The organism is Halomonas salipaludis, from assembly GCF_002286975.1.
Lineage (GTDB): Bacteria > Pseudomonadota > Gammaproteobacteria > Pseudomonadales > Halomonadaceae > Franzmannia > Franzmannia salipaludis.
Map to the genome: position 1 here is coordinate 667,798 of NZ_NSKB01000001.1, position 20,070 is coordinate 687,867.

General features: G+C 59.8%; 21 protein-coding genes. 9 read left to right on the forward strand and 12 right to left on the reverse strand.

Annotated elements, in window-relative coordinates:
- Positions 1-232: 232 nt before the first annotated feature.
- Positions 233-463, reverse strand: coding sequence for a nucleotidyltransferase domain-containing protein (locus CK498_RS26840; protein ID WP_176475694.1), 231 nt, complete (start codon positions 461-463; stop codon positions 233-235).
- Between the two features lie 47 nt (positions 464-510).
- Complete coding sequence (locus CK498_RS03350) at positions 511-1,242, reverse strand: FadR/GntR family transcriptional regulator (RefSeq protein WP_229358935.1); 732 nt, start codon at positions 1,240-1,242, stop codon at positions 511-513.
- A 132-nt stretch (positions 1,243-1,374) separates the two neighbouring features.
- On the opposite strand from CK498_RS03350, the gene CK498_RS03355 reads away from it, so the two are divergent.
- The 7 genes from CK498_RS03355 (at position 1,375) to CK498_RS03385 (ending at position 8,533) form a co-directional block, all read left to right on the forward strand.
- Positions 1,375-2,382, forward strand: a complete 1,008-nt coding sequence (locus CK498_RS03355; RefSeq protein WP_095619426.1) for an asparaginase — start codon at positions 1,375-1,377, stop codon at positions 2,380-2,382.
- A gap of 81 nt (positions 2,383-2,463) precedes the next feature.
- On the forward strand, positions 2,464-3,465 hold the full coding sequence (locus CK498_RS03360; RefSeq protein ID WP_095619427.1) for a TRAP transporter substrate-binding protein: 1,002 nt from the start codon (positions 2,464-2,466) through the stop codon (positions 3,463-3,465).
- 65 nt (positions 3,466-3,530) lie between these two features.
- On the forward strand, positions 3,531-4,052 hold the full coding sequence (locus CK498_RS03365) for a TRAP transporter small permease (RefSeq protein ID WP_095619428.1): 522 nt from the start codon (positions 3,531-3,533) through the stop codon (positions 4,050-4,052).
- Between the two features lie 15 nt (positions 4,053-4,067).
- Positions 4,068-5,342 (forward strand): TRAP transporter large permease, encoded by a 1,275-nt coding sequence (locus CK498_RS03370; protein WP_095619429.1) that lies wholly within the window; start codon positions 4,068-4,070, stop codon positions 5,340-5,342.
- A gap of 25 nt (positions 5,343-5,367) precedes the next feature.
- Positions 5,368-6,624 (forward strand): M20 family metallo-hydrolase, encoded by a 1,257-nt coding sequence (locus tag CK498_RS03375; protein WP_095619430.1) that lies wholly within the window; start codon positions 5,368-5,370, stop codon positions 6,622-6,624.
- A 26-nt stretch (positions 6,625-6,650) separates the two neighbouring features.
- Complete coding sequence (locus CK498_RS03380) at positions 6,651-7,112, forward strand: RidA family protein (protein ID WP_095619431.1); 462 nt, start codon at positions 6,651-6,653, stop codon at positions 7,110-7,112.
- A 17-nt stretch (positions 7,113-7,129) separates the two neighbouring features.
- Positions 7,130-8,533, forward strand: a complete 1,404-nt coding sequence (locus tag CK498_RS03385) for an amidase (RefSeq protein ID WP_095619432.1) — start codon at positions 7,130-7,132, stop codon at positions 8,531-8,533.
- A 337-nt stretch (positions 8,534-8,870) separates the two neighbouring features.
- Here the strand turns inward: CK498_RS03385 and CK498_RS03390 are convergent, their stop codons facing one another.
- The 8 genes from CK498_RS03390 to CK498_RS03425 all read right to left on the reverse strand — a co-directional run bounded on the left by CK498_RS03390 (position 8,871) and on the right by CK498_RS03425 (position 16,710).
- Positions 8,871-9,995 carry a GGDEF domain-containing protein gene (locus CK498_RS03390; RefSeq protein ID WP_229358936.1) on the reverse strand — a complete coding sequence of 375 codons (1,125 nt, stop codon included), beginning with the start codon at positions 9,993-9,995 and terminating at the stop codon, positions 8,871-8,873.
- The gene (locus CK498_RS26475; protein ID WP_229358937.1) at positions 9,995-10,489 is read right to left on the reverse strand and encodes a hypothetical protein; all 495 of its coding nucleotides are present in this window, start codon (positions 10,487-10,489) and stop codon (positions 9,995-9,997) included. Before CK498_RS26475 ends, CK498_RS03390 begins: the two co-directional genes overlap by 1 nt.
- An 896-nt stretch (positions 10,490-11,385) precedes the next feature.
- Positions 11,386-11,682, reverse strand: a complete 297-nt coding sequence (locus CK498_RS03400) for a hypothetical protein (protein ID WP_095619434.1) — start codon at positions 11,680-11,682, stop codon at positions 11,386-11,388.
- Between the two features lie 131 nt (positions 11,683-11,813).
- Positions 11,814-13,040, reverse strand: a complete 1,227-nt coding sequence (locus tag CK498_RS03405) for a metal-dependent hydrolase family protein (RefSeq protein ID WP_095619435.1) — start codon at positions 13,038-13,040, stop codon at positions 11,814-11,816.
- 33 nt (positions 13,041-13,073) lie between these two features.
- Complete coding sequence (locus CK498_RS03410; protein ID WP_095619436.1) at positions 13,074-14,381, reverse strand: TRAP transporter large permease; 1,308 nt, start codon at positions 14,379-14,381, stop codon at positions 13,074-13,076.
- A 9-nt stretch (positions 14,382-14,390) separates the two neighbouring features.
- Positions 14,391-14,891, reverse strand: coding sequence for a TRAP transporter small permease (locus tag CK498_RS03415; RefSeq protein WP_095619437.1), 501 nt, complete (start codon positions 14,889-14,891; stop codon positions 14,391-14,393).
- A complete protein-coding gene (locus CK498_RS03420) occupies positions 14,888-15,517 on the reverse strand; it encodes a TetR/AcrR family transcriptional regulator (protein ID WP_095619438.1) in 630 nt (209 codons plus the stop codon). Before CK498_RS03420 ends, CK498_RS03415 begins: the two co-directional genes overlap by 4 nt.
- A 56-nt stretch (positions 15,518-15,573) precedes the next feature.
- A complete protein-coding gene (locus CK498_RS03425; protein ID WP_095619439.1) occupies positions 15,574-16,710 on the reverse strand; it encodes a C4-dicarboxylate TRAP transporter substrate-binding protein in 1,137 nt (378 codons plus the stop codon).
- Positions 16,711-16,891: 181 nt separating this feature from the next.
- Here CK498_RS03425 and CK498_RS03430 point away from each other — a divergent pair, with 181 nt between their 5' ends.
- Complete coding sequence (locus CK498_RS03430; RefSeq protein ID WP_229358938.1) at positions 16,892-17,602, forward strand: AzlC family ABC transporter permease; 711 nt, start codon at positions 16,892-16,894, stop codon at positions 17,600-17,602.
- On the forward strand, positions 17,602-17,913 hold the full coding sequence (locus CK498_RS03435; protein WP_095619440.1) for an AzlD family protein: 312 nt from the start codon (positions 17,602-17,604) through the stop codon (positions 17,911-17,913). The genes CK498_RS03430 and CK498_RS03435 overlap by 1 nt, the downstream gene beginning before the upstream one ends.
- 331 nt (positions 17,914-18,244) lie before the next feature.
- Here CK498_RS03435 and CK498_RS03440 read toward each other — a convergent pair whose 3' ends face one another.
- Positions 18,245-18,727 (reverse strand): hypothetical protein, encoded by a 483-nt coding sequence (locus tag CK498_RS03440; RefSeq protein ID WP_095619441.1) that lies wholly within the window; start codon positions 18,725-18,727, stop codon positions 18,245-18,247.
- Positions 18,728-19,293: 566 nt separating this feature from the next.
- Complete coding sequence (locus CK498_RS03445) at positions 19,294-20,058, reverse strand: hypothetical protein (RefSeq protein WP_095619442.1); 765 nt, start codon at positions 20,056-20,058, stop codon at positions 19,294-19,296.
- Between the last annotated feature and the right edge of the window lie 12 nt (positions 20,059-20,070).

Below are 20,070 nucleotides of genomic sequence, written 5' to 3' on the forward strand. Positions count from 1 at the left end.
TCGCGATGGCAGCGCGCAGCGCTGCCGGCCAACCCAACTCCACCGTGACTGAAGTCGCTTCCACAATTGCCTTGATGCCACTCCGATGTGGGAGCGAATTCATTCGCGATTGCAGCGCACAGCGCTGCCGATCAACCCACCCCATCGTGACTGACGTCACTCCTACTTTTGCCAACAGCGCCATTCCCTGTAGGAGCGAATTTATTCGCGATGCAGCGCGCAGCGCTGCCGGTCAACCAATCTCATCGTGACTGAAGTCACTCCCACATTTGCCTTGGCGCCACTCAAGAGAGTCGCTGGGCACGTCCTGCCACTTTACAGCAAGGTCCCAGTCACTTCCGGCATGAGCCCGTCCAGTGGCACGACTGCCAAACAAGATTGCAAACTCGAGACCTGCAATACTGCCAAGGCAGGCTGCAAGAGCATGATGTTGATCGGCACACAGCAGATGACGGGTCTTCACACTGCCTCCTGTGCAAGCTGGCCCAATGCGGCATTGCCACTTACATGCTAATCCACATAGGTCAGGTTGGTCTCCCAGCTCTCGCTGCTAACCTCGATGGCGGCCTGGACCCCCGCCGCGTCGCCGGCCTGGAAGGCGGCATAGATCGCCTTGTGATCCTTCAAGGCCACCTCGGGCAGCGTCTGCATCGAGGTCTCCAGGGCGGCTTCGATCAGTTGGATCAGCGTCTCGCCGACGCGGATGGTCATCGGATTGTGGGTCGCGGCCAGGATGGCGCGATGGAAGGCCACATCGTGATGGGCGGTCTGTTCGCCGTTGGCGATGGCCGCCTCCATGGCCTCGATGGCCTGGCGAATCCGCGCGTGGTCCTCCGGGGTGGCGTTGTGCATGGCCTGCAGGGTGTAGGCCGGCTCGAACATCAGGCGAAACTCCATCACGTCGCGGGTCATGCCCCGGGCCAGGATCATGCCGAAGGCCATCGGATCGACCAGCGGGTCTCCCGGCTCGCGGCGGATAACGGTGCCCTGCCCGCGACGCACTTCCACCACACCGATCGCCTGCAGCATCTTGATCGCCTCGCGCACGCTCGACTTGCCGATGCCCAGGCTATGGGTGAGCTCGCTCTCCGAGGGGAGGTAGTCGCCTGGCTTGAGTTCCCCGCGAATCAAGGCCGTCTTGATCCGCTCGAGAATCTGCATGGCGACGGAACTGCGCTCGATGGAGCCACCGAAGGAGTCGCTCGAGAGAGGCCGTGTGGCAAGCCGGGGATTCAGACTCATGGGTTATCTCACTGTTGGCGTCATAGCGCATGTTACCAAGCCTAGCTTGCAAGAGTGGCAAACTCCTGACTAGTATAACCTACATGACATCAGACATCAGATGTCTGCCATGAGAGGCCATTGGACCACATAATGACAACATCCAAGCTCGTGGTGCTGACCACCGGCGGCACCATTGCCAGTAGCCAGAGCGATTCAGGGCGTCACCGCTCCGGTGCTCTCCAGGGCGAGTCGCTGCTGTCGCAAGTCTCGCTGCCGCCGGGACTGACGGCCGAGATAGAGGTTCGCTCGGTGCTGCAGAAGCCCAGTAACGCCATCTCGCTAGACGACCTGATGCTGCTGCGCCAGCAGTGCCTGGCGCTCGGCGAGTCCCCCGAGGTGGTCGGCATCGTCATTACCCACGGCACCGACACCCTGGAAGAGACCGCCTACTTCCTGGACATCACCCTGCCCGGCCGCATACCCGTGGTGATCACCGGGTCGCAGCGCGCGCCCCACGAACCGGGCACCGATGCCTTTCGCAATATCGCCGATGCCATCCAGTTGGCGGCATCACCGCAGGCCCGAGGTCTGGGCACCCTGGTGCTGTTCAATCAGACGCTGTTTGCCGCCCGCCAGGTGCGCAAGGTCAACACCTTCCAGCTCGAGGGCTTCGCCGCCCCCGAGACGGGCCCGCTCGGCTACATCGACGGTACGCGCGTCCATCTCGCTGCCAGGCCGATACGCCCGCAGCCGCTGGTCGCTTCCCTGGACGCCGCGCTGCCCCGGGTCGATATCCTGCCGGCATATCTCGACGCCCCTGCCGACATGATCGACGCGGCCATTGAACGCGGTAGCCGGGCCCTGGTGATCGACGCCCTGGGGCGCGGCCATGTGCCACCCACCTGGCCCAGCCACATTGCCAAGGCAGTCGCCGGAGGCACACCAGTCGTCATCGTCAGCAGTTGCCAGCGGGGGCCGATAGAAACCGTCTACGAATTCGACGGCAGCCTCTGCGACCTGGTGGTCGCGGGCGCTATGCCGCTGCAGGATCTCAGTGCCCGCAAAGCCCGGCTGGCCCTCGCCGTTCTCCTCGCCTCCCCCCTGCGCGGGTCACTGAAGGCGAGCTTGAAAACCCTGACCAGCGCCGATGCCGCGTGACGATTCGTCGCCGGCTGAGCGCGCCATCAGGGCCGCAAACCAGTGCCAGTAACGACACCCACTGACCTCAAGAGGCAAACCATGAACAACAAACTGATCAAGACGTCCCTCGTCGCCGCCGTGGCCGCCGCCACCTTCAGCATCGGCCAGGCCAACGCGGCCGATTACACCTTTACCTTCGCCCACGTGCTGATCGAAGACACCCCGAATGGCCAGGCCGCGCTGCGTTTCAAGGAGGAGGTTGAAGAGAACTCAGACGGCCGCATCCAGATCGACGTGCTGCCCGCCGCTCAGGTGGGGGGCGATGTCGAAATCATCGAGCAGATCCAGATGGGCCTGGTGGATATCGGCATTCCCCCGTCGGCCACGCTCGGCAACTTCGAAGAGCGTTTACAGATTCTCGACCTGCCATTCCTGATCCCCGATTACGACACCATGGTCGAGCTTCTCGACGGCGACGTCGGCCGCGAGATCCTCGACACCCTCAACGATCACAACATGTACGGTGTGAACTTCTGGGGCGCCGGTTTCCGCCACATGACCAACAACGACCGCCCCATCGAAACGCCGGAGGATCTCGAGGCCATTCGCATGCGCACCATGCAGGCCCCGATCATCATCTCCACCTATGAGAACTTCGATGCCAATGCCACCGCCATGGCCTTCACCGAGGTATACAACGGCCTGCAGCAAGGGGTGGTATCCGGCCAGGAGAACCCGCTGGCCAATATCTACACCATGCGCTTCCACGAGGTGCAGGACTACCTGTCGTTGACCAGCCACGCCTACCACGCCTATGCGGCGGTGATGAACACCGATGCGTGGAACTCGCTCCCCGAGGATCTCCAGGAAGTCATGCGCGAGGCCTTCGACAACGGACGCGACGCGTCGCGCCAGCTCACCCTCGAGGATGAAGTCGAGATCATGACCTCGCTGGAAGGCCAGATCGAGATCAACGAGATTTCGGCCGAGGCCCGCGAAGCCTTCGTCGAAGCGAGCATCCCGGTACACCAGGAGTACGAAGACGTGGTCACTACCGAGCTGCTGCACAAGGTCTACGACGTCGTCGGCATCGAGTACTGAGACGCCACGGGCGCCCTTGCGGCGCCCGCTCTCAATCACGCGTTTCTCCACGAAATGGCCTAACCATGTTCGCAACGCTCAACAGGATTCTCGATCACGTGGAAAGCGTGGCGATGGTGGTGTTCATGTCCATCGCCACCATCCTCACCTCGCTCCAGGTGATCTACCGCTACGGCTTCAACAGCTCGCTGTTCTGGGTCGAGGAAGTCGTCATCTACTCCATCATCTGCATGAGCTTCGTCGGCGCCAGCATGGGCGTGCGTAACGGCGTACACATCTCCGTCGATGTGCTGAACGCCTTCGTGCCGCCCTCCGTCAATCGCTGGCTGCATATCATCGCCGCCGTGCTGGGCATTACCTTCGCCTGCTTCCTGGCCTACTACGGGTTCCAGCTGTTCTTCAACACCCTGGGAAGAGGCCAACGAACGGCGGCATTACGCCTGCCGATGGCCTGGTTCTACCTGCCGATTGCCATTTCCGGGCTGCTGCTGGTGGTTCGCTACCTGTGGGTCATCCATCAAGCCTGGACCAAACCGCCGGTCAGCCTCGCTGAAGAGCTTGCCGCCGAAAAAGACAAGCTCGTCTGACGCCTGGAGTTCGTTATGATCACGGCACTTCTGCCCATCTTCTTCGCGGTGCTGCTATTGGGGCTGCCGATCTTCGCCGCCCTGGCATTCGCGGTCATGCTGGCCATTCAGTTCTTCGGCACCACCGACCCGATCATCGTGCCCATGCGCATGTTCACCGGGATGAACAACTTCTCGCTGATGGCGATCCCGTTCTTCATCCTGGCCGCCGAGCTGATGCGCATTGGCGGCCTGTCCGGCCGCCTCATCGAGCTCGCCAAGGCGCTGGTGGGCTGGGTACCCGGTGGCCTGGCGGCCGCCACGGTGCTCTCCTGCCTGCTGTTCGGCGCCATCTCCGGCTCCAGCCCGGCCACGGTGGTGGCGATCGGCTCGATCATGTTCCCTGCGCTGGTCGCCGCCGGCTACGACAAGCGCTTTGCCATCGGCCTGATCGCCACCGCGGGTACCCTCGGCCCCATCGTTCCACCGAGCATCGCGCTGATCATCTACGGTTCCGTCACCGGTACCTCGGTGGGCCGGCTGTTCGCCGCCGGGCTGATCCCCGCCCTCCTGATCGCCTCGCTGCTGATCGCCTACTGCATCATCTATGCGTCGCTCAAGGGCTACCCGCGGGCGCCCTTCCCCACGTTCAAGGAAATCACCGCCGCCTTGCGCTCGGCGGCCTGGGGCCTGGGCCTGCCGTTCATCCTGCTCGGCGGCATCTACAGCGGCATCTTCACCCCCACCGAGTCGGCGGCGGTGGCCTGCATGTACGGCCTGTTCGTGGGCATGGTGATCTACCGCACCATCGGCTGGCGAGACCTGCTCGGCACTCTGCGCAGCTCGGGACTCACCTCGGCCACCCTGCTGCTGATCACCGCCGGCGCATCGGCCTTCTCGTGGCTGCTGGCGATCACCGGCACCCCCACGCAGCTGGCCAACCAGGTGCTGTCGCTCACCGACGATCCGATACTGGTCATGGCCCTGTTCAACGTGGTCATGATCGTGGCCGGGTTCTTCCTCGACAGCGCCTCGGCGATCATCGTGCTCTCGCCGCTGCTCGAACCGATCGCCGGCCGTGTCGGCGTCGACTCCGTGCACTTCGGCGTCATCACCCTGGTCAACTTCTCGGTGGGCATGATCACCCCGCCGGTCGGCCTCAACCTGTTCGTGGCCATGGCGATCTCGCGGATGTCGCTGGTGGAGGTCTTCAAGGCCTGCCTGCCGCTGATCGTGATGATGTTCATCGCCCTGATCATCCTCACCTATGTGCCATTCCTCAGCACCTGGTTGCCGTCGCTGATCTACTGAACCGGATGGGAGAAACGAAAGGCGTATGAACGAACTCACATCACTCGGCGCCAGCATCGATGGCCAGCGCTTCTGGGACGACATGCTCGACCAGGCCAGGATCGGTGCCCTGTCGCCCCGCGGCCTGCGCCGCCTGGCCCTGGACGACAACGACAACCAGGCGCGCTGCTGGCTGGTCGACCGCGGCCGCGCGCTGGGCTGCGAGACGTACTACGATGCCCTGGGCAACGTCTTCCTGCGTCGTGAAGGCGAGGACCCGAGCCTTGCGCCGTTGCTGATCGGCAGCCATCTCGACAGCCAGCCCAGCGCCGGCTGCTACGACGGCACCCTCGGCGTACTGGCCGGCCTGGCCGTGCTGCGCGCGCTGCACGAAGGCGACATCCGCCACAGGCGGCCGGTCGAGGTGGTCTCCTGGACCAACGAGGAAGGTGCCCGCTTTGCCCCCGGCGCCTCCGGCTCGGCGTGGTTCGCCGGCCAGCGCGACGCCGCCGAGATTCTCGACGCCACGGACGATGACGGCGTGCGCTTCGCCGATGCCCTGGCCGACTGCCTGGCACGCCTCGACGCCCACACCGTCAGCTACCGGCCCGAGCCGTTCACGCCCCACGCCTTTCTCGAGCTGCATATCGAGCAGGGGCCGGTGCTCGAGTCGATGGGGGTACCTGCCTGCGCGGTGACCGGCATTCAGGGGGTCAACTGGTACAGCGTTACGCTGCTAGGCCAGGCCAACCACGCCGGCACCACCCCCGAAAGCGCCCGTCGCGATGCCTTCACCGGCGCCCACGCCCTGATCAGCGCGCTGCGCGAAGCGGTCGCCGAACACGGCGAGGCGGTGCGCTTCACCATCGGCAAGTTCGCGTTGGAACCCAACGCCACCAACACCATCCCCCAGCAAGCGACCTTCAGCATCGACCTGCGCCACCCCAGCGCCGCGGTGCTGGCCGCCCTCGACGAGCGCTTCCAGCGGCTGGCCTCTGAGACGTGGTCCGGCTGCAGCGCCGAGCTCAGCACCAGCTCACGGGTGGCGCCGGTCGACTTCGATGACGACCTGGTCGAGATCGTCGATACCAGCGTCAAGCGCTATGCCCCCACGGCCCCACAGCTGGTGTCCGGCGCCTTCCACGACGCCATTCACCTGGCCCATCGCTGCCCCACTGCCATGCTGTTCATGCCGTGCCGCGACGGGATCAGCCACCATCCCGACGAGCATATCGAGCGTGCCGACGCCGAGATCGCGGTGCGCGCCCTGGCCGACAGCGTCGGCACCCTACTAGCCCGTTGATACCCTTTATCCATCAGGAGAACACCATGTCACTTGCCGATGCCCTGGCCCAACGCGGCCTCAGCCTGCCGGCCATCCCCGAGCCCCGCGGCACCTTTCTCCCCTGGTCGCGGCTGGATAATCAGCTATTTCTCGCCGGCCAGATATGCGAGCGAGACGGCAAGGTACTCTACCCCGGCAAGGTAGGCGCCGAGTTCGACCTGGAAACCGGCAAGCTCGCCGCCCAGGCCTGCGCGCTCAACCTGCTCGCCGCGCTGAACGACGCCGTGGACGGTGACATGAGCCGCGTCGTGCGGTGTGTCAGGATGAACGGCTTCGTCAATGTCGCGCCGGGGTTTCACGACGTGCCGCTGGTGATCAACGGCGCCTCGGAGCTGTTCATCGACCTGTTCGGCGACGCCAGCCGCCACGCGCGCACCGCCATCGGCGTAGCGACCCTGCCGGGTAACGCCGCCGTCGAAGTCGAATCGATCTTCGAGATTCGCTAATCATCAGGAGCCACACCATGACCACCACACCGCTCCAGCAACCGCTGCGCGCCCTGCACCGGGCACTGCGCGACGGCAGCGTGAGTGCCGCCGCCCTGGCCGAAAGCGCCAACCAGGCCTACCGCAGCCGCGGCCAGCACGACCACGCCTACAAGACCTGGAACGGCGACGCCGCCCAGGCCTTCGCCAACGCCACCGATGCCCTGCTCAAGCAGGGCGGCGACGCCGGCCCGCTGATGGGCCTGCCGGTGTCGATCAAGGACATCTACGCCGTGCCCGGGCTGCCCACCTATGCCGGCTCGTCGCGCCGCCTTCCCGCCGAGTGGGAACGGCCCGGGCCGGTGGTCAGCACCCTGCTCAACCAGCTGCCGGTGGTGATGGGCAAGACCCATACCGTCGAGTTCGCCTTCGGCGGCCTGGGCACCAATGCCCACCACGGCGCGCCGCGCAACCCCTGGGATCCGGCCGCCCATCGCACCCCGGGTGGCTCGAGCTCCGGCGCCGGGGTCTCGCTGGCCAGCGGCACCGCGGGCCTGGCCTTCGGCACCGACACCGCCGGCTCGGTACGCGTGCCCGCCAGCATGACCGGTGTCGCCGGCCTCAAGACCACCGTAGGGCGCTGGTCTACCGCCCAGATCGTGCCGCTCTCCACCACCCTGGATACGCCGGGACTGCTGGCCCGGCGCGTGGATGACCTGGCGTTCGCCTTCGACGCCCTCGACCCTGGCCTGAGCCCGGGTAGCGCAGGCCTGCCCGCCATGCCCGACCTTGCCGACCTCACCTTCGGCGTGCCGGAGCACTTCTTCTGGGACGACTGCAGCCCCGGCATCGCCGAGGCGGTCACCCAGGCCATCAAGCAGCTCGAGACCGCCGGCGCGCGCATCGTCACCATGGAGCTGCCCAAGACGGACGACGCCTTCACGCTCTTCCAGCAAGGCGGCCTGGCCGCCGCCGAGCTCGCGGCGTTCCTGCACACCTCGCTACCGAATGCCATCGACGCGCTGGATCCCAACGTGGCCGCCAGGATCGCTGCCGCCGACGGCATGCCAGGCTGGGAGTACGTGCGCCGCCGCCAGGTCATCGACGACCTCACCCGCGCCGCCACCCAGCGCCTGTGGCAGGTAGATGCCATGCTGACGCCCACCGTCGCCATCACCCCACCGACGCTGGAGAGTCTCGAACCCGAGGGCGCCTACCCCAAGGCCAACATGAAGGCCCTGCGCAACACCGTGATGGCCAACTTCATGGGGCTCTGCGCGCTCACCCTGCCGGTCGGCCGCGACGCCGCCAACATGCCCGTCGGACTGCAGGTGATGGCCGGCCCCTGGCAGGACGCCCGACTGCTCGCCATCGGCCAGGCCATCGAGGCCAGGCTTGGCAACAGCCTCGATATTCTCGGTGAGGTGCCAACCGTCGGTTAACAATGTGGGAGCGAATTCATTCGCGATTTGTGGGAGCGACTTCAGTCGCGATTTGTGGGAGCGAATTCATTCGCGATTGCAGCGCGAAGCGCTGCCGGGGCAATCCCAACCCCATCACGACTGAAGTCACTCCTACATTGGCCTTCGCGCTGATCTCTTGTGGGAGCGAATTCATTCGCGATTGCAGCGCGCAGCGCTGCCGGAGGAGGCAGTCAACCCCATCGTTACTGAAGTTACTCCTACATTGGCCTTGGCGCCGCTCTCTTGTGGGAGCGAATTTATTCGCGATTGCAGCGCGCAGCGCTGCCGGGTCAATCCCGCCATTAAGTAATAGCACCTATAGCGACGCGGACAGCGTAATGGCACTCGCCACCTGCCAACCGTCGCGCCCTTCGGCCTTGACCCGATACAGCGCCTGGTCTGCGGCGGTATAGGCTGCGGCAAAGGCTTCGCGCTGGGCAGAAAACTGAACTCCGCCCAGGCTCAGGGTGACGTAAGCGCCGGCAGGATGGCCCGGATGCGGCAGTGCCGCTCGACGCACCTCCTCCACCACAGAGGCGCAGGCCTGCTCCAGGGTCTGGGTGCCGTCGCAAGGCAGCAGTGCGGCAAACTCGTCGCCACCCATGCGATAAAGCCGTGCACTGCCGCCAAGCGCTCGGTCGATCAGCGCCACCAGCTCGCGCAGCAGGCGGTCGCCGTCCGGATGGCCAAGGGCATCGTTATACTGCTTGAAGTAGTCGATATCGATCAGCAGAAGCCCCAGGGAGCGGCCCGGCTCGGCCAGCACGTCGTCATGCAGCGCGCTGCGATTGCCGATGCCGGTAAGTGGGTCGCGCAACGCCTGGGCCATCCAGCGCAGGCTCTCGCGGGTGGCGCGGTCCGCCAAGCGGTGCTTGAACACATGCATACCCCAGAACAGCAGCCCCAGCAGATAGATCACGAAGCTGCCCGCCAGCACCAAGGTCTGGTGGCGGCGGGTTTCCTCGACGAAACGGGTGGTTACCTCGCCGCGGCGGTCGAGCTGGTCCATCTCGATTTCGGTCAGGCAGCGAATCGGTTGCAGCAGGTCCTGGCTGAGCAAGGCCGGCGAGGGTATGACATCGTGACCAAGGGTGTCATACAGACCATCCAGCCGACGCAGGCTCGGCACCGTGCAGGCGTACTCGTTACGGTAGAGACCGATATCCAACAGACTGTAGCCCAACTCGATCTGGAAGCGGGCGCGCTGCGCGACGTCGGGCCCGTCATCCTCCAGGAGAATGCCCAGGCTCTCCTCGAGGTAACGGCGCGAACGGGTCGCCAGCTGCTGGCCAGTCAGGTTGCCGGACTGGCTAAAGTAGGCGTGAATGTCAGGATGGACCCAGCGCGTCTCATAGGCGATCAACAGCATCAGCACCGTGAAGCTCATCAGGCTGAGCCACAGCCAACCGGGAGTGCGCCGCCTACGAGGAACTCGGCTCACTAGTGTGCCTCGATCTCGCGAATCATCCATACCCAATCGTTGAAATTGCGCAGGCTGTCTGGGTCGCGATCGCCGTAGTCGCGCTCCACCAGGCGCACCGGCCCGCGTTCACGCACGCCCAGCGGCTCGCCGTCCTGGTGGGTCACGAGTATCCAGTTGGGGTCGTCCCAGCCGCCCAAGGTCACCACGTAGTCGTCCCAGGCGGTGAAGGTCAGCTGCTCTGGCAGCGCACCAAACTGCTCCACGAGTAGCTCGCGGAACACCAGTCCGGTCACCACCACCTCATCGGCCAGGTAGGGATCGTAAAAGGTAAAACGTACATCGGCACGTTCGCGCAGATCCGCCACCGACAGTTGAGTTTCCTGCTCGCCATGTTGGAATACCACCGCATCGGGGCTGGCCAGGGCAGCACCCGCCGGCCACAGCGTAGCGGCCAGCAGAGCGGGATGAATAGGCATGAGCGTACGATGGCACAGCACACTGAGTGGTGGCATTTAAAGAATCCCCTGCGTGGATGTACTAATAGTTTTTTATTACTACGAGTCTAGCACGAGGGCTTACCCTGAACAGGCGCCACTCCCTGTGGGAGCGACTTCAGTCGCGAATGCAGCACGCAGCGCTGCCCGAGCCAGCCAACCCCATCGTGACTGAAGTCACTCCTACATTAGCCCTGGCACCACTCCTAGCGTGGGAGCGAATTCATTCGCGATTAGCGTGGGAGCGACTTCAGTCGCGATTGCAGCGCGCAGCGCTGCCCGAGCCAGCCAACCCCATCGTGACTGAAGTCACTCCTACATTAGCCCTGGCACCACTCCTGGTGTGGGAGCGAATTCATTCGCGATTAGCGTGGGAGCGACTTCAGTCGCGAATGCAGCGCGCAGCGCTGCCCGAGCCAGCCAACCCCATCGTGACTGAAGTCACTCCTACATTAGCCCTGGCACCACTCCTGGTGTGGGAGCGAATTCATTCGCGATTAGCGTGGGAGCGACTTCAGTCGCGAATGCAGCACGCAGCGCTGCCCGAGCCAGCCAACCCCATCGTGACTGAAGTCACTCCTACATTAGCCCTGGCACCACTCCTGGTGTGGGAGCGAATTCATTCGCGATTAGCGTGGGAGCGACTTCAGTCGCGAATGCAGCACGCAGCGCTGCCCGAGCCAGCCAACCCCATCGTGACTGAAGTCACTCCTACATTAGCCTTGGCGCCACTCCCCGTATGGGAGCGAATTCATTCGCGATTGCAGCGCGCAGCGCTGCCTGGCTAGATCAACCCCATCGCGGCTAAAGCCGCTCCCACATTAGCCTTGGCGCCACTCCCTGTGGGCCTGTGGGAGCGAATTCATTCGCGATTGCAGCGCGTAGCGCTGCCCTGCTAGCCAACCCCATCGCGGCTAAAGCCGCTCCCACATTAGCCTTGGCGCCATACCCAGTGTGGGAGCGAATTCATTCGCGATGCAGCGCGCAGCGCTGCCGATTAACGCCTCCATCATCGAAGGCTTCTTCTCCTTGCGCACCCGCGCCACGTAATTGGCACCGCTGGCGGCCACCTCGCGGCGCCCCTCCTCCGACAGCTTGATACACTGGATAAGCTCGCTCAGCACCGCGGCCTCGTCGGCAGAGTTATGTTCGCGAATGCGTGAACGTGGGACGTTCACCTCTCTATGCGAGCGAGTTTTTCCTTGAAGCATAATCGACTCTCTTAGGCTGCTTGGAGCGCAACACCGATATGTAAGCTAAAGCCCAGGTGCTAATGACAGTGGGATTACTGAAGTGAAGAGGCCGGTTACCGGCCTCATATTTCAAAATATGATGGCGTATCTCAAAGTGTATTCTTGTACAAATTACCACCCTTCATAATTAGAATAAGCTGCTCATCCGGCTTAGTAAGCACAGTAATGTCATTGAGGGGATTATTTTTTAGGACAATAATATCGCCTCTGGCGCCCGGAATAATTTCACCAAAGTCACCGGTATGATCATAAGCATCGGCAGCATTGCTAGTGGCGGCGCGAATCAACTCATCGGTGGGAACAACGTCTTTACGAAGGTGGAACTCGTTAAGCTGGTGACGCTGCATACGACCCAGAAGATCAGAGCCATAGAGCATCTTGACGCCATGCCGCTGGGCCATTTCGAGCGCCTTGCCTCCTGCATCGAGCACCTCAAATACCTTGCGCTGCAGGTGTTCTGCCATACCGGCCTCAACGCCTTCCTTGGCCAAGGCGTCATACGTTGAAAGCGTGGGCGTTAAGTAGGCATCATGCTCGAGGAATAGTCGGCAGCTCTCCTCATCCATCAGGTTGCCGTGCTCAATGGTCTTCACACCACGGGGGATCAGGCGATTAATGGCACGCGCGGTATAGGCATGTGCCATAGTGTGTATGTTGGCTGCAGTGGCCTCCTCCACGATAGCATCGATCTCTTCGATGGAGAACTGTGTGCTGTCGATCCGGTCAGTAGGTGAGGAAACCCCGCCAGATGCCATTATCTTGATTTGGGTAGCCCCTTTCCGAATCTCATCGCGCGCCGCACGGCGTACCTCGCTGACGCCATCGCATACCCGCCCCAGCCCGGAACAACAGAAGCAGCCTTCGAATGTGTTCTGCCCAGGCCCCCGCATATCAGCATGACCACCGGTCTGGGAAAGTGCATTGCCCGCATACATGATGCGTGGCCCAATAAGACTATCTTCGTCCACAGCCTTGGCCAGCCCATGATCCGCACCACCTGCATCGCGCACGGTGGTAAAGCCACGCATCAGCATATCTTCTAGCAGTTCACTGGACTTGGCCCCGACGTAAAAAGGCGACAAGGTCTCAAGAAGTGCAAAGTTTGGTGTAATTGCCGTAACGTGCACATGTGAATCCACCAAGCCTGGCATCAAGAAGTGTCCATTGACATCAACGACCTGATCGTCCTGGCCATCTAACGGAGAGTCACTGACGGCAACAATACGACCATCTTGTACACGAACTTGCTGGTCGGCCAGCACCTTGCCACTACGCGTGTCGATTACATTAGCATTAATGAAGCGCGTCGTTTTCATAGCTTTTTCCTAGTCAGGTATTTCGCAGTTTTATCAAAACATTTTCTGCGGGAGGTATAGCGATAGTGCCGGAATGAGCACAATCAGCAGCAGGGCGAAAACATCCATCACGATGAACCAGCTAACGCCCTTGAAAACTTCAGGAAGTGTGACGCTTTTCCCTAGAGCACCTTTTATCACGTATACATTTAGTCCAATCGGGGGTGTTACCAAGCCCACTTCTAAAAGCTTGACGACAATTATACCGAACCACAGCAGATTAAGATCCGCACCTTCAACCAGTGGCAGAATCAGCGGAAGTGTGAGTAACAGCAGCCCAATGGAGTCAATGAACATGCCAAGCACGAGATAAATAAGCGCCACAGCAAGAATAATCCACCATGTCTCAGTGCTAACACCGAGGATCAACTCTGAGAAAGCGGCGGGGACGCCACTCATCGCTAAGAAGCGAGTGAAAAACAAAGAGCCGATAAGAATGATGAAAATCGATGCAGTGCTAACCGCAGTGCGCATTAACGCCTCTCGAACGGCTGAAGCCGTCAGCGAGCGTCGTGCGAACGCGATTACGGCAGCAATGGTAGTGCCAACGGCCCCAGCCTCGGTGGGAGAAAAAATGCCAAGAAAAATCCCGCCCAGTACCGAGCCAATCAGCAATGGCAAGGGCCAAATATTCTTGAAAGCGTCCCATTTTTCATCCCAGTTAGAGCTGACATGGACGTCACCAGCAAGGCTGGGGTTTAGCTTGGTACGCACCATGATCATGGCAATGTAGAGTAGCGCCGAAACCACGCCAGGTATAAAGCCAGCCATGAATAGCTGCCCAACCGATACTTGGGCATAGACGCCATAGAGAACCAGCAGCACACTAGGAGGAATTAGAGAACCCAATGTACCGGAAGCCGCTACGGTACCAGTGGCTAGGCCCTTATCATAGTTGTGCTTGAGCATTTCAGGGACAGCGATGCGAGACATAGCAGCTGAGGTAGCAACGCTGGAACCCGAGGCTGCCGCAAAAAAGGCGGAGGCCATAACACTGGAAACAGCGAGCCCCCCTGGTAACCTTGCCAAATAGAGACGCATGGCATGGAACAAGCCTTGCGTCATATGTGTAGTAGTACACAGATATCCCATGAACAGGAACATTGGTGCAGCAGTCAGTTCCCAGGTGCCAGCGAAATCGAACGGAGTTGCGGAAATCATCCCCCAGGCAACTCGCATGCTGGTCATTTCACTTATGCCAATAATCGACACCAGACCAAGAGCAATGCCAATGGGCACGCGCAAGGCGATCAACGTCAAGGCAATGGCAATGCCTGCCACACCTATCTCAAGGTTACTCATTAGGAACTCCTACGGTGCTTGGCGTAATCGCAGCGCTTTGATCATATTAGCGAGGATTGCAAGGCACATGGCCGCGAAACCCACCGGTAGTGCCCAGCGGCTAGGCCACAGATAGAACTTGAAATTAGCCATGGCAGTTTCAGCTCTCAATGTAGCCCGAACTGCATCTTGATAACTCTGGTAGCAAAGCATGCCAAAATATATCAGCCCGAGCGTACACGCAAAGAGATAAAACAGTAGTTGTACCAAGGGAGGAAACCTCCCAACGACAACATCAACCCTGATGTGTTCCTGTTTTAGCTCTACATAGGCAAGCGGAAGAAACACGATGGCAACCATGTAATAGAAGGAGACAATTTCCAACGTGCCGGGAAACGACTTCCCAAACACATACCGCAATCCTACGTCGAGAGAGACATGCAGCGCCATGAGCACCAAGAACATGGTCGCAAGCACCAGAGCACTCTTGGCCACCCATTCACTAAGGGATTCGAAGATTCTGGCGATCATGCTGGCTCTCTCCTATTTCCGTTAGAGGCCGAAAGTCCAAGTTCCAGTAAAGTCTCCCTCCAGAACACGAGCATATCGCGATAGAGCTCAGGGTCATCGCGCCAAATACTTTGTGCGCCCATGCCTCGCATCATGCATAACGTCGCATTAAGCGCCACACGTTTTTGATGTGAAGTATGTTCGGCGCTGGCAACCAAGTGCTCCCAGATACGTTCTAATGAGTCGTTGAACTTACTCGCCAGGGGCACTAGAACTTCCATGATGTCGGGATCAGTTCGCGCATTGGTAAGGTACTCCAGGGTTACCATGTACATGTCCCCCTTGAAGTGCTCATGCAATGCAACCAAGAAATTGTCAAAGTTGAGCTCGCCCGCTTTGACCTTCTTTGCCATGTCCCGGACACTTTCAACCTCACGATTGAGAAGATCCTCCAGGGCAGCCTGCATCAACGAAGTCTTGGATGGGTAGTGATGAACCAAGGCCCCACGGGAGACACCTGCCTGGCGTGCAACGTCAACTGTTGAAGTAGCACGTATGCCCTTTTCAAGAATGCACTCAATTGTCGCCTGGGTTACCCGGGATTGAGTCTGACGCGAGCGCTCTTCCTGATTCTGTCGCTTTACCATAGCTGCCCTCTCTTGGTCCAAACCGCCTCTGTGAGGCGGCCTGGATCTCAGCGGAGTTAATAAATACCGTAGTCTGCGGGCAGCTTATTAAAAATTTCTTCCATTGCCAATTCAGCCAAGGCCTCTTCGTCTTCACGGTCGACATTGCTGATAAGCTCTTCCCACTTTTCGTATGTCGCCAGAAAGTCATCAATCAAGGCCTCTGGATCCTCGACACCATACTCATCGCGAGCTCGGTCGTAGACATTTGAGAGGGCTTCATCCCGGAAGTTTTCCGCAGAAGCCAACAGGTCATCACCAGGCTCATAGATATTAACCCCGTTTGACGCTGCTTCTTCCATTGCAGCATCGGCAGAACTGATATACTGAACGACCATGCGTGTCATGGCTTTAGCACTAGCTTCCTTGAATACCTCTCGATGCTCGTCATTGAGACTGGACCAGAAGTCCGAATTAAAACCCCATTGCGGGCCGGACCAGTACATCCCAGTAGAAAGCAGCGTGGTGTGCTCAGCAACCTCCCACAGCGAGCGATCGATCAAGTCATTGACGGCATTGGTCGCACAATCCAGAGAACCACGGTCGAGGCCCGTATACATCTCACTTGAAGGAACATTGACCGGTGTACCGCCCGCCTCTTCGACCCATGCAGATACCGTAGAGCCTGCAGTGCGGATTCGCTTTCCACGTAGCTCATCCAGGGTGCGAACAGGTTCACGACACATCAGGACATATGAAGGAGTGTTATAGGCACCGAGGTAGACAATGTCCAACTCTTCCCACTCAGCGAGCTGGACGGGGTTATTGAGACTGAAGTTGGTGACCGCAAGAACGGTAATCAGTGGATCATCATAGTTAAACCCCAGTTCCTGAACGGCATTTGCGACCGGCATTTCGGAAGGGGTGTAAATCGCGGCATGGTGCGCGACTTGAGCGATGTTGTCCTGAATGCCTTGCAGGCTAGCGCGCGGTGACAGCAGCACGGTACCCGTGTAGACATCAGGCTGAAGTTCACCGTTTGAAAGCTCCTCGACCGTCTCGGCCCACTCGATGTAGCCAAAACGGGAGAACGGGTGCTGCTGATCGTAAAACGAATTGGCGATGAAGGAAGTCGAGGCGTGAGCGGAAGCCACGAAGGCAGGTAGCGCCAAGGTAGCGACAGCCAGTGTCAGCGTATTGCGGGCAAGGTTCATTTACATCTCCAGGCCGACATGATCGGCTGCTTGTTGCTATTGTGTTGTGATGTCTGGATGGCACGGCGCCGAATGGCCAATGCGCTCGATTCAATCTAGACTCTAGGCATTAAAAAAACAAGCAGGTCTGTTTGTTTTTGCCTGTCACGCACCCAGACATACACGTAAGGCCATGATATAAATGGATAAAAATATCACCCTGGACATAGCAGGCACCTGGCGAGGGATTCGTATGATGCTGCCATTGGCCGCTTTCACCGTGGCGTTTGGCTTGGCGTTTGGGGTAACCGCGGTCCAGCGAGGGCTGGCCGACTGGGAGGCCATGCTAATGAGTCTCTTCGTGTTTGCAGCACCATCGCAGTTCGCAGCCCTGGATCTATGGCACTCACCTTTACCGCTGCTAGCGCTGGCCGCTACTACCCTGGCGATTCATACCCGCCACATGCTGATGAGCGCTGCGCTCTATCCCTGGCTCAAGCCACTCCCCCGCCGACAGCAGCTCTCCATGGTGATCTTACTGACCGACTCCAACTGGGCAATGGCACTGGGGGAGTATCATCGCGGGGAGCGCAATCTTGGCGTTCTGCTCGGAGGAGGCATCGCACTATGGAGTGCCTGGGTGATCGGGACTGCAGTGGGGCTCGCATTCGGTGGTGGGATCACCGAGCCAGAGCGATTCGGTCTCGATGTGATCATGCTGTGTTTTCTGTTGATGATCGTGGTAGGGGGAAACCCTAGAGCCGTGATGGCTCTGCCCTGGCTCGCGGCGGCGCTCAGCGCCTTGATGGCCTACTGGTGGTTACCGCCATATCTACACGTGATGGTCGGCGCCATGACGGGTGGGCTAATCACCATGATGTTACCAGGTCGCTGGTTTGGAGCGGATAGCTAATGGACACACCCCTGGTATGGCAATCGGTATTGGGCATCTCATTGATGGTTGTGATCGCCTATGGATCTAGGGTGCTTGGGCTGCTGATCATGTCAAATGTACCACTTGGCCCCCGGGTGAGACGCTTCGTCGATGCCATGTCGAGTTCAGTGCTTATCGCGGTAATAACACCCATGATCGTTCATGGTGACGGCGGAGTGCGTCTAGCCGCAATAGCCGCCGGTGCTGTCGCCGTAGGCTTTAGAAGCCCACTCGCGTCAATCGCTGTGGGCATGATGTGTGCTGCCTTGTGGCGCTTGTGGCTCGCTTGAGAAACCAGAATGGATCGCCCCAAGGTTCGTAGACACCTCGAGGCTTTATACTGAAAGCATTGAGCAGAGCGAGCAGCACGACTTGATCCAACGCGACTGCTCCCTGCTGCAGGGCTTCCACTTACCAAGCCGATGCAGAGGGAGGCTATCCTGACGCAGCCCGATCAGGAGAAAAGGAAACGTTAATGTAGCGTGTGCTGACATTCCTTCCATGGTATCGGGGCGAATTTCGTCGCGATTTTTGCCTTAGCACCATACCCAGTGTGAGAACGGCTTCCTTCTTGGCTGTGGCGCCACCTCCCCCGTGGGAGCAACGTCAGTCGCGATTATCTCAAGCGTGCTGCAACTGCCTTGTGCAGCAGTGCATCAGCGCATTCACTTCGAACTGCTTGTGCTGCACGTATTCCCACAGTGGCCGCTCCAGCTCTGGTGTGCCGTTGGCGCCCAGCAGTTGTCTCGCAACACTGTGCGTTTCAAAGGCAGTGGCCAGTGCCCTCTGCAGCTCCTGGTCAACGATTGCTTCATCGATAATGAAGAACCTGTCCTGCGGCTCCTGAGCAGGCTCCTGGAGCCGGCGTACATCGAGCACGCCCACGCAGGCGCCGAGGCCCAGGCTCTCGGCAGCATCCCGCAGTGAGGTGATACGTTGTTCACAGGCGATGCCATACTCTGCCATTTGACGGCTTAGTACGGTGCTAAACGTGATGAAGCGCAGGGCAAGCCGGCGGTAGCGCAGGACAGCCTGAACCTCAATGCTATTGATCAGCCCTAACTGGTCCTGGGGAAGCAAGGTAAGCGTCTGGATATTGGTCATGCTGGCAATCTCGGAAGATGGGTATGTCCCTGCGCAGGGGCAATCGCCCGACGCCATGCCCATATTGTTATGTGCCGCCTGGATGGGTGGCCAGGATCCGCGATCATGGCGACGCGCTATCCTCGTGCCAGTGAGGCTAACCGAGCGGCGCCACCCAGTTCTTGATCAGCATCAAGATTATGGTGAATCCACCCCGCCCAGGGCTATCGGATAGCGACGTCAGCATGCCAAGCAAGCCGGACTCAGAATGTATAAGAGCGACTTCATTCGCGATGCAGCGCGCAGCGCTGCCTGGGCCAGCCAACCCCATCGTGACTGAAGTCACTCCTACATTAGCCTTGGCGCCACTCCCTGTGTGGGAGCGAATTCATTCGCGATGCAGCGCGCAGCGCTGCCTGGGCCAGCCAACCCCATCGTGACTGAAGTCACTCCTACATTGGCCTTGGCGCCACTCCCTGTGTGGGAGCGACTTCAGTCGCGATCTGTGGGAGCGAATTCATTCGCGATTGCAGCGCGCAGCGCTGCCGGGCCACTCATCTCAGCCTATGACCTGATGGTGCAGCAGGTTATTGGCTATTCTCACTCGCGTGGCCACCCTCGAATTGCTGTTCGGTATGTCGACAGTGCGCTAGCGCAAACTGCAAATCAGACAATTCTCTCAGCACCGAAGACATGCGCATCCAGCCAATGAGTATGCCGACCATGAAACAAGCAGGATACAACATCAGAGGCGTATCAAATAGCTGATCCCAATCGGCTCTAGCCAGGTGATCGATGAGTAACCCCAGAATAGGAGATCCAATTATGATGCCCCGAACCACCTGCTGCTGACGATAAAGCCTATTCATGAAAGAGGTCAGATATTTCAACCTCAACCGTGCATTGGGAAAGTCCATGCTGTCTAGCTTTGCGATCATCTGCACCGATTTGGCCAATCGCCTATCCTGCTCCTGCATGAGGTCATTACACGGATCGATGATGGCACTCATCCCCTGCCATATAGGCACCAACATCATCCAGATAGCATAGAGATATAGGAAGACCACATACATTATGAGTGCAACATTGGCGCCGGGAAGCGACATGATCCAATTCCCAAACAGCCATAAACTGGTCATGACGATAGCCAACGAGATAAGCACGATAATCGTGTGCCAAGCGAGAAAGCCAAGCTTCTTTTTAGGCCTTGGAGATAGGCTCCGGAGCATGGCGAGAAGCAACATAAAGCTGGGGTCATTGATTGGCTGATGCCGTGAGACGATCTCGCTGGGAGTCGGTCGATTAAAAGGCTCTTTCATACAGTCAATGAAGGTTTCCCATAACGAGCTCATACATACCTCCTT

Excerpts from the sequence above, each read along its gene's own strand:
- CK498_RS03355 (WP_095619426.1), top strand. The coding sequence starts at position 1,375 with ATGACAACATCCAAGCTCGTGGTGCTGACCACCGGCGGCACCATTGCC.
- CK498_RS03405 (WP_095619435.1), bottom strand. The coding sequence starts at position 13,040 with ATGAAAACGACGCGCTTCATTAATGCTAATGTAATCGACACGCGTAGT.
- CK498_RS03385 (WP_095619432.1), top strand. The coding sequence starts at position 7,130 with ATGACCACCACACCGCTCCAGCAACCGCTGCGCGCCCTGCACCGGGCA.
- CK498_RS03365 (WP_095619428.1), top strand. The coding sequence starts at position 3,531 with ATGTTCGCAACGCTCAACAGGATTCTCGATCACGTGGAAAGCGTGGCG.
- CK498_RS03380 (WP_095619431.1), top strand. The coding sequence starts at position 6,651 with ATGTCACTTGCCGATGCCCTGGCCCAACGCGGCCTCAGCCTGCCGGCC.
- CK498_RS03445 (WP_095619442.1), bottom strand. The coding sequence starts at position 20,058 with ATGAGCTCGTTATGGGAAACCTTCATTGACTGTATGAAAGAGCCTTTT.
- CK498_RS03425 (WP_095619439.1), bottom strand. The coding sequence starts at position 16,710 with ATGAACCTTGCCCGCAATACGCTGACACTGGCTGTCGCTACCTTGGCG.
- CK498_RS03415 (WP_095619437.1), bottom strand. The coding sequence starts at position 14,891 with ATGATCGCCAGAATCTTCGAATCCCTTAGTGAATGGGTGGCCAAGAGT.
- CK498_RS03350 (WP_229358935.1), bottom strand. The coding sequence starts at position 1,242 with ATGAGTCTGAATCCCCGGCTTGCCACACGGCCTCTCTCGAGCGACTCC.
- CK498_RS03400 (WP_095619434.1), bottom strand. The coding sequence starts at position 11,682 with ATGCTTCAAGGAAAAACTCGCTCGCATAGAGAGGTGAACGTCCCACGT.
- CK498_RS03440 (WP_095619441.1), bottom strand. The coding sequence starts at position 18,727 with ATGACCAATATCCAGACGCTTACCTTGCTTCCCCAGGACCAGTTAGGG.
- CK498_RS03430 (WP_229358938.1), top strand. The coding sequence starts at position 16,892 with ATGGATAAAAATATCACCCTGGACATAGCAGGCACCTGGCGAGGGATT.
- CK498_RS03360 (WP_095619427.1), top strand. The coding sequence starts at position 2,464 with ATGAACAACAAACTGATCAAGACGTCCCTCGTCGCCGCCGTGGCCGCC.
- CK498_RS03410 (WP_095619436.1), bottom strand. The coding sequence starts at position 14,381 with ATGAGTAACCTTGAGATAGGTGTGGCAGGCATTGCCATTGCCTTGACG.
- CK498_RS03375 (WP_095619430.1), top strand. The coding sequence starts at position 5,368 with ATGAACGAACTCACATCACTCGGCGCCAGCATCGATGGCCAGCGCTTC.
- CK498_RS26475 (WP_229358937.1), bottom strand. The coding sequence starts at position 10,489 with ATGCCACCACTCAGTGTGCTGTGCCATCGTACGCTCATGCCTATTCAT.
- CK498_RS03370 (WP_095619429.1), top strand. The coding sequence starts at position 4,068 with ATGATCACGGCACTTCTGCCCATCTTCTTCGCGGTGCTGCTATTGGGG.
- CK498_RS03435 (WP_095619440.1), top strand. The coding sequence starts at position 17,602 with ATGGACACACCCCTGGTATGGCAATCGGTATTGGGCATCTCATTGATG.
- CK498_RS03420 (WP_095619438.1), bottom strand. The coding sequence starts at position 15,517 with ATGGTAAAGCGACAGAATCAGGAAGAGCGCTCGCGTCAGACTCAATCC.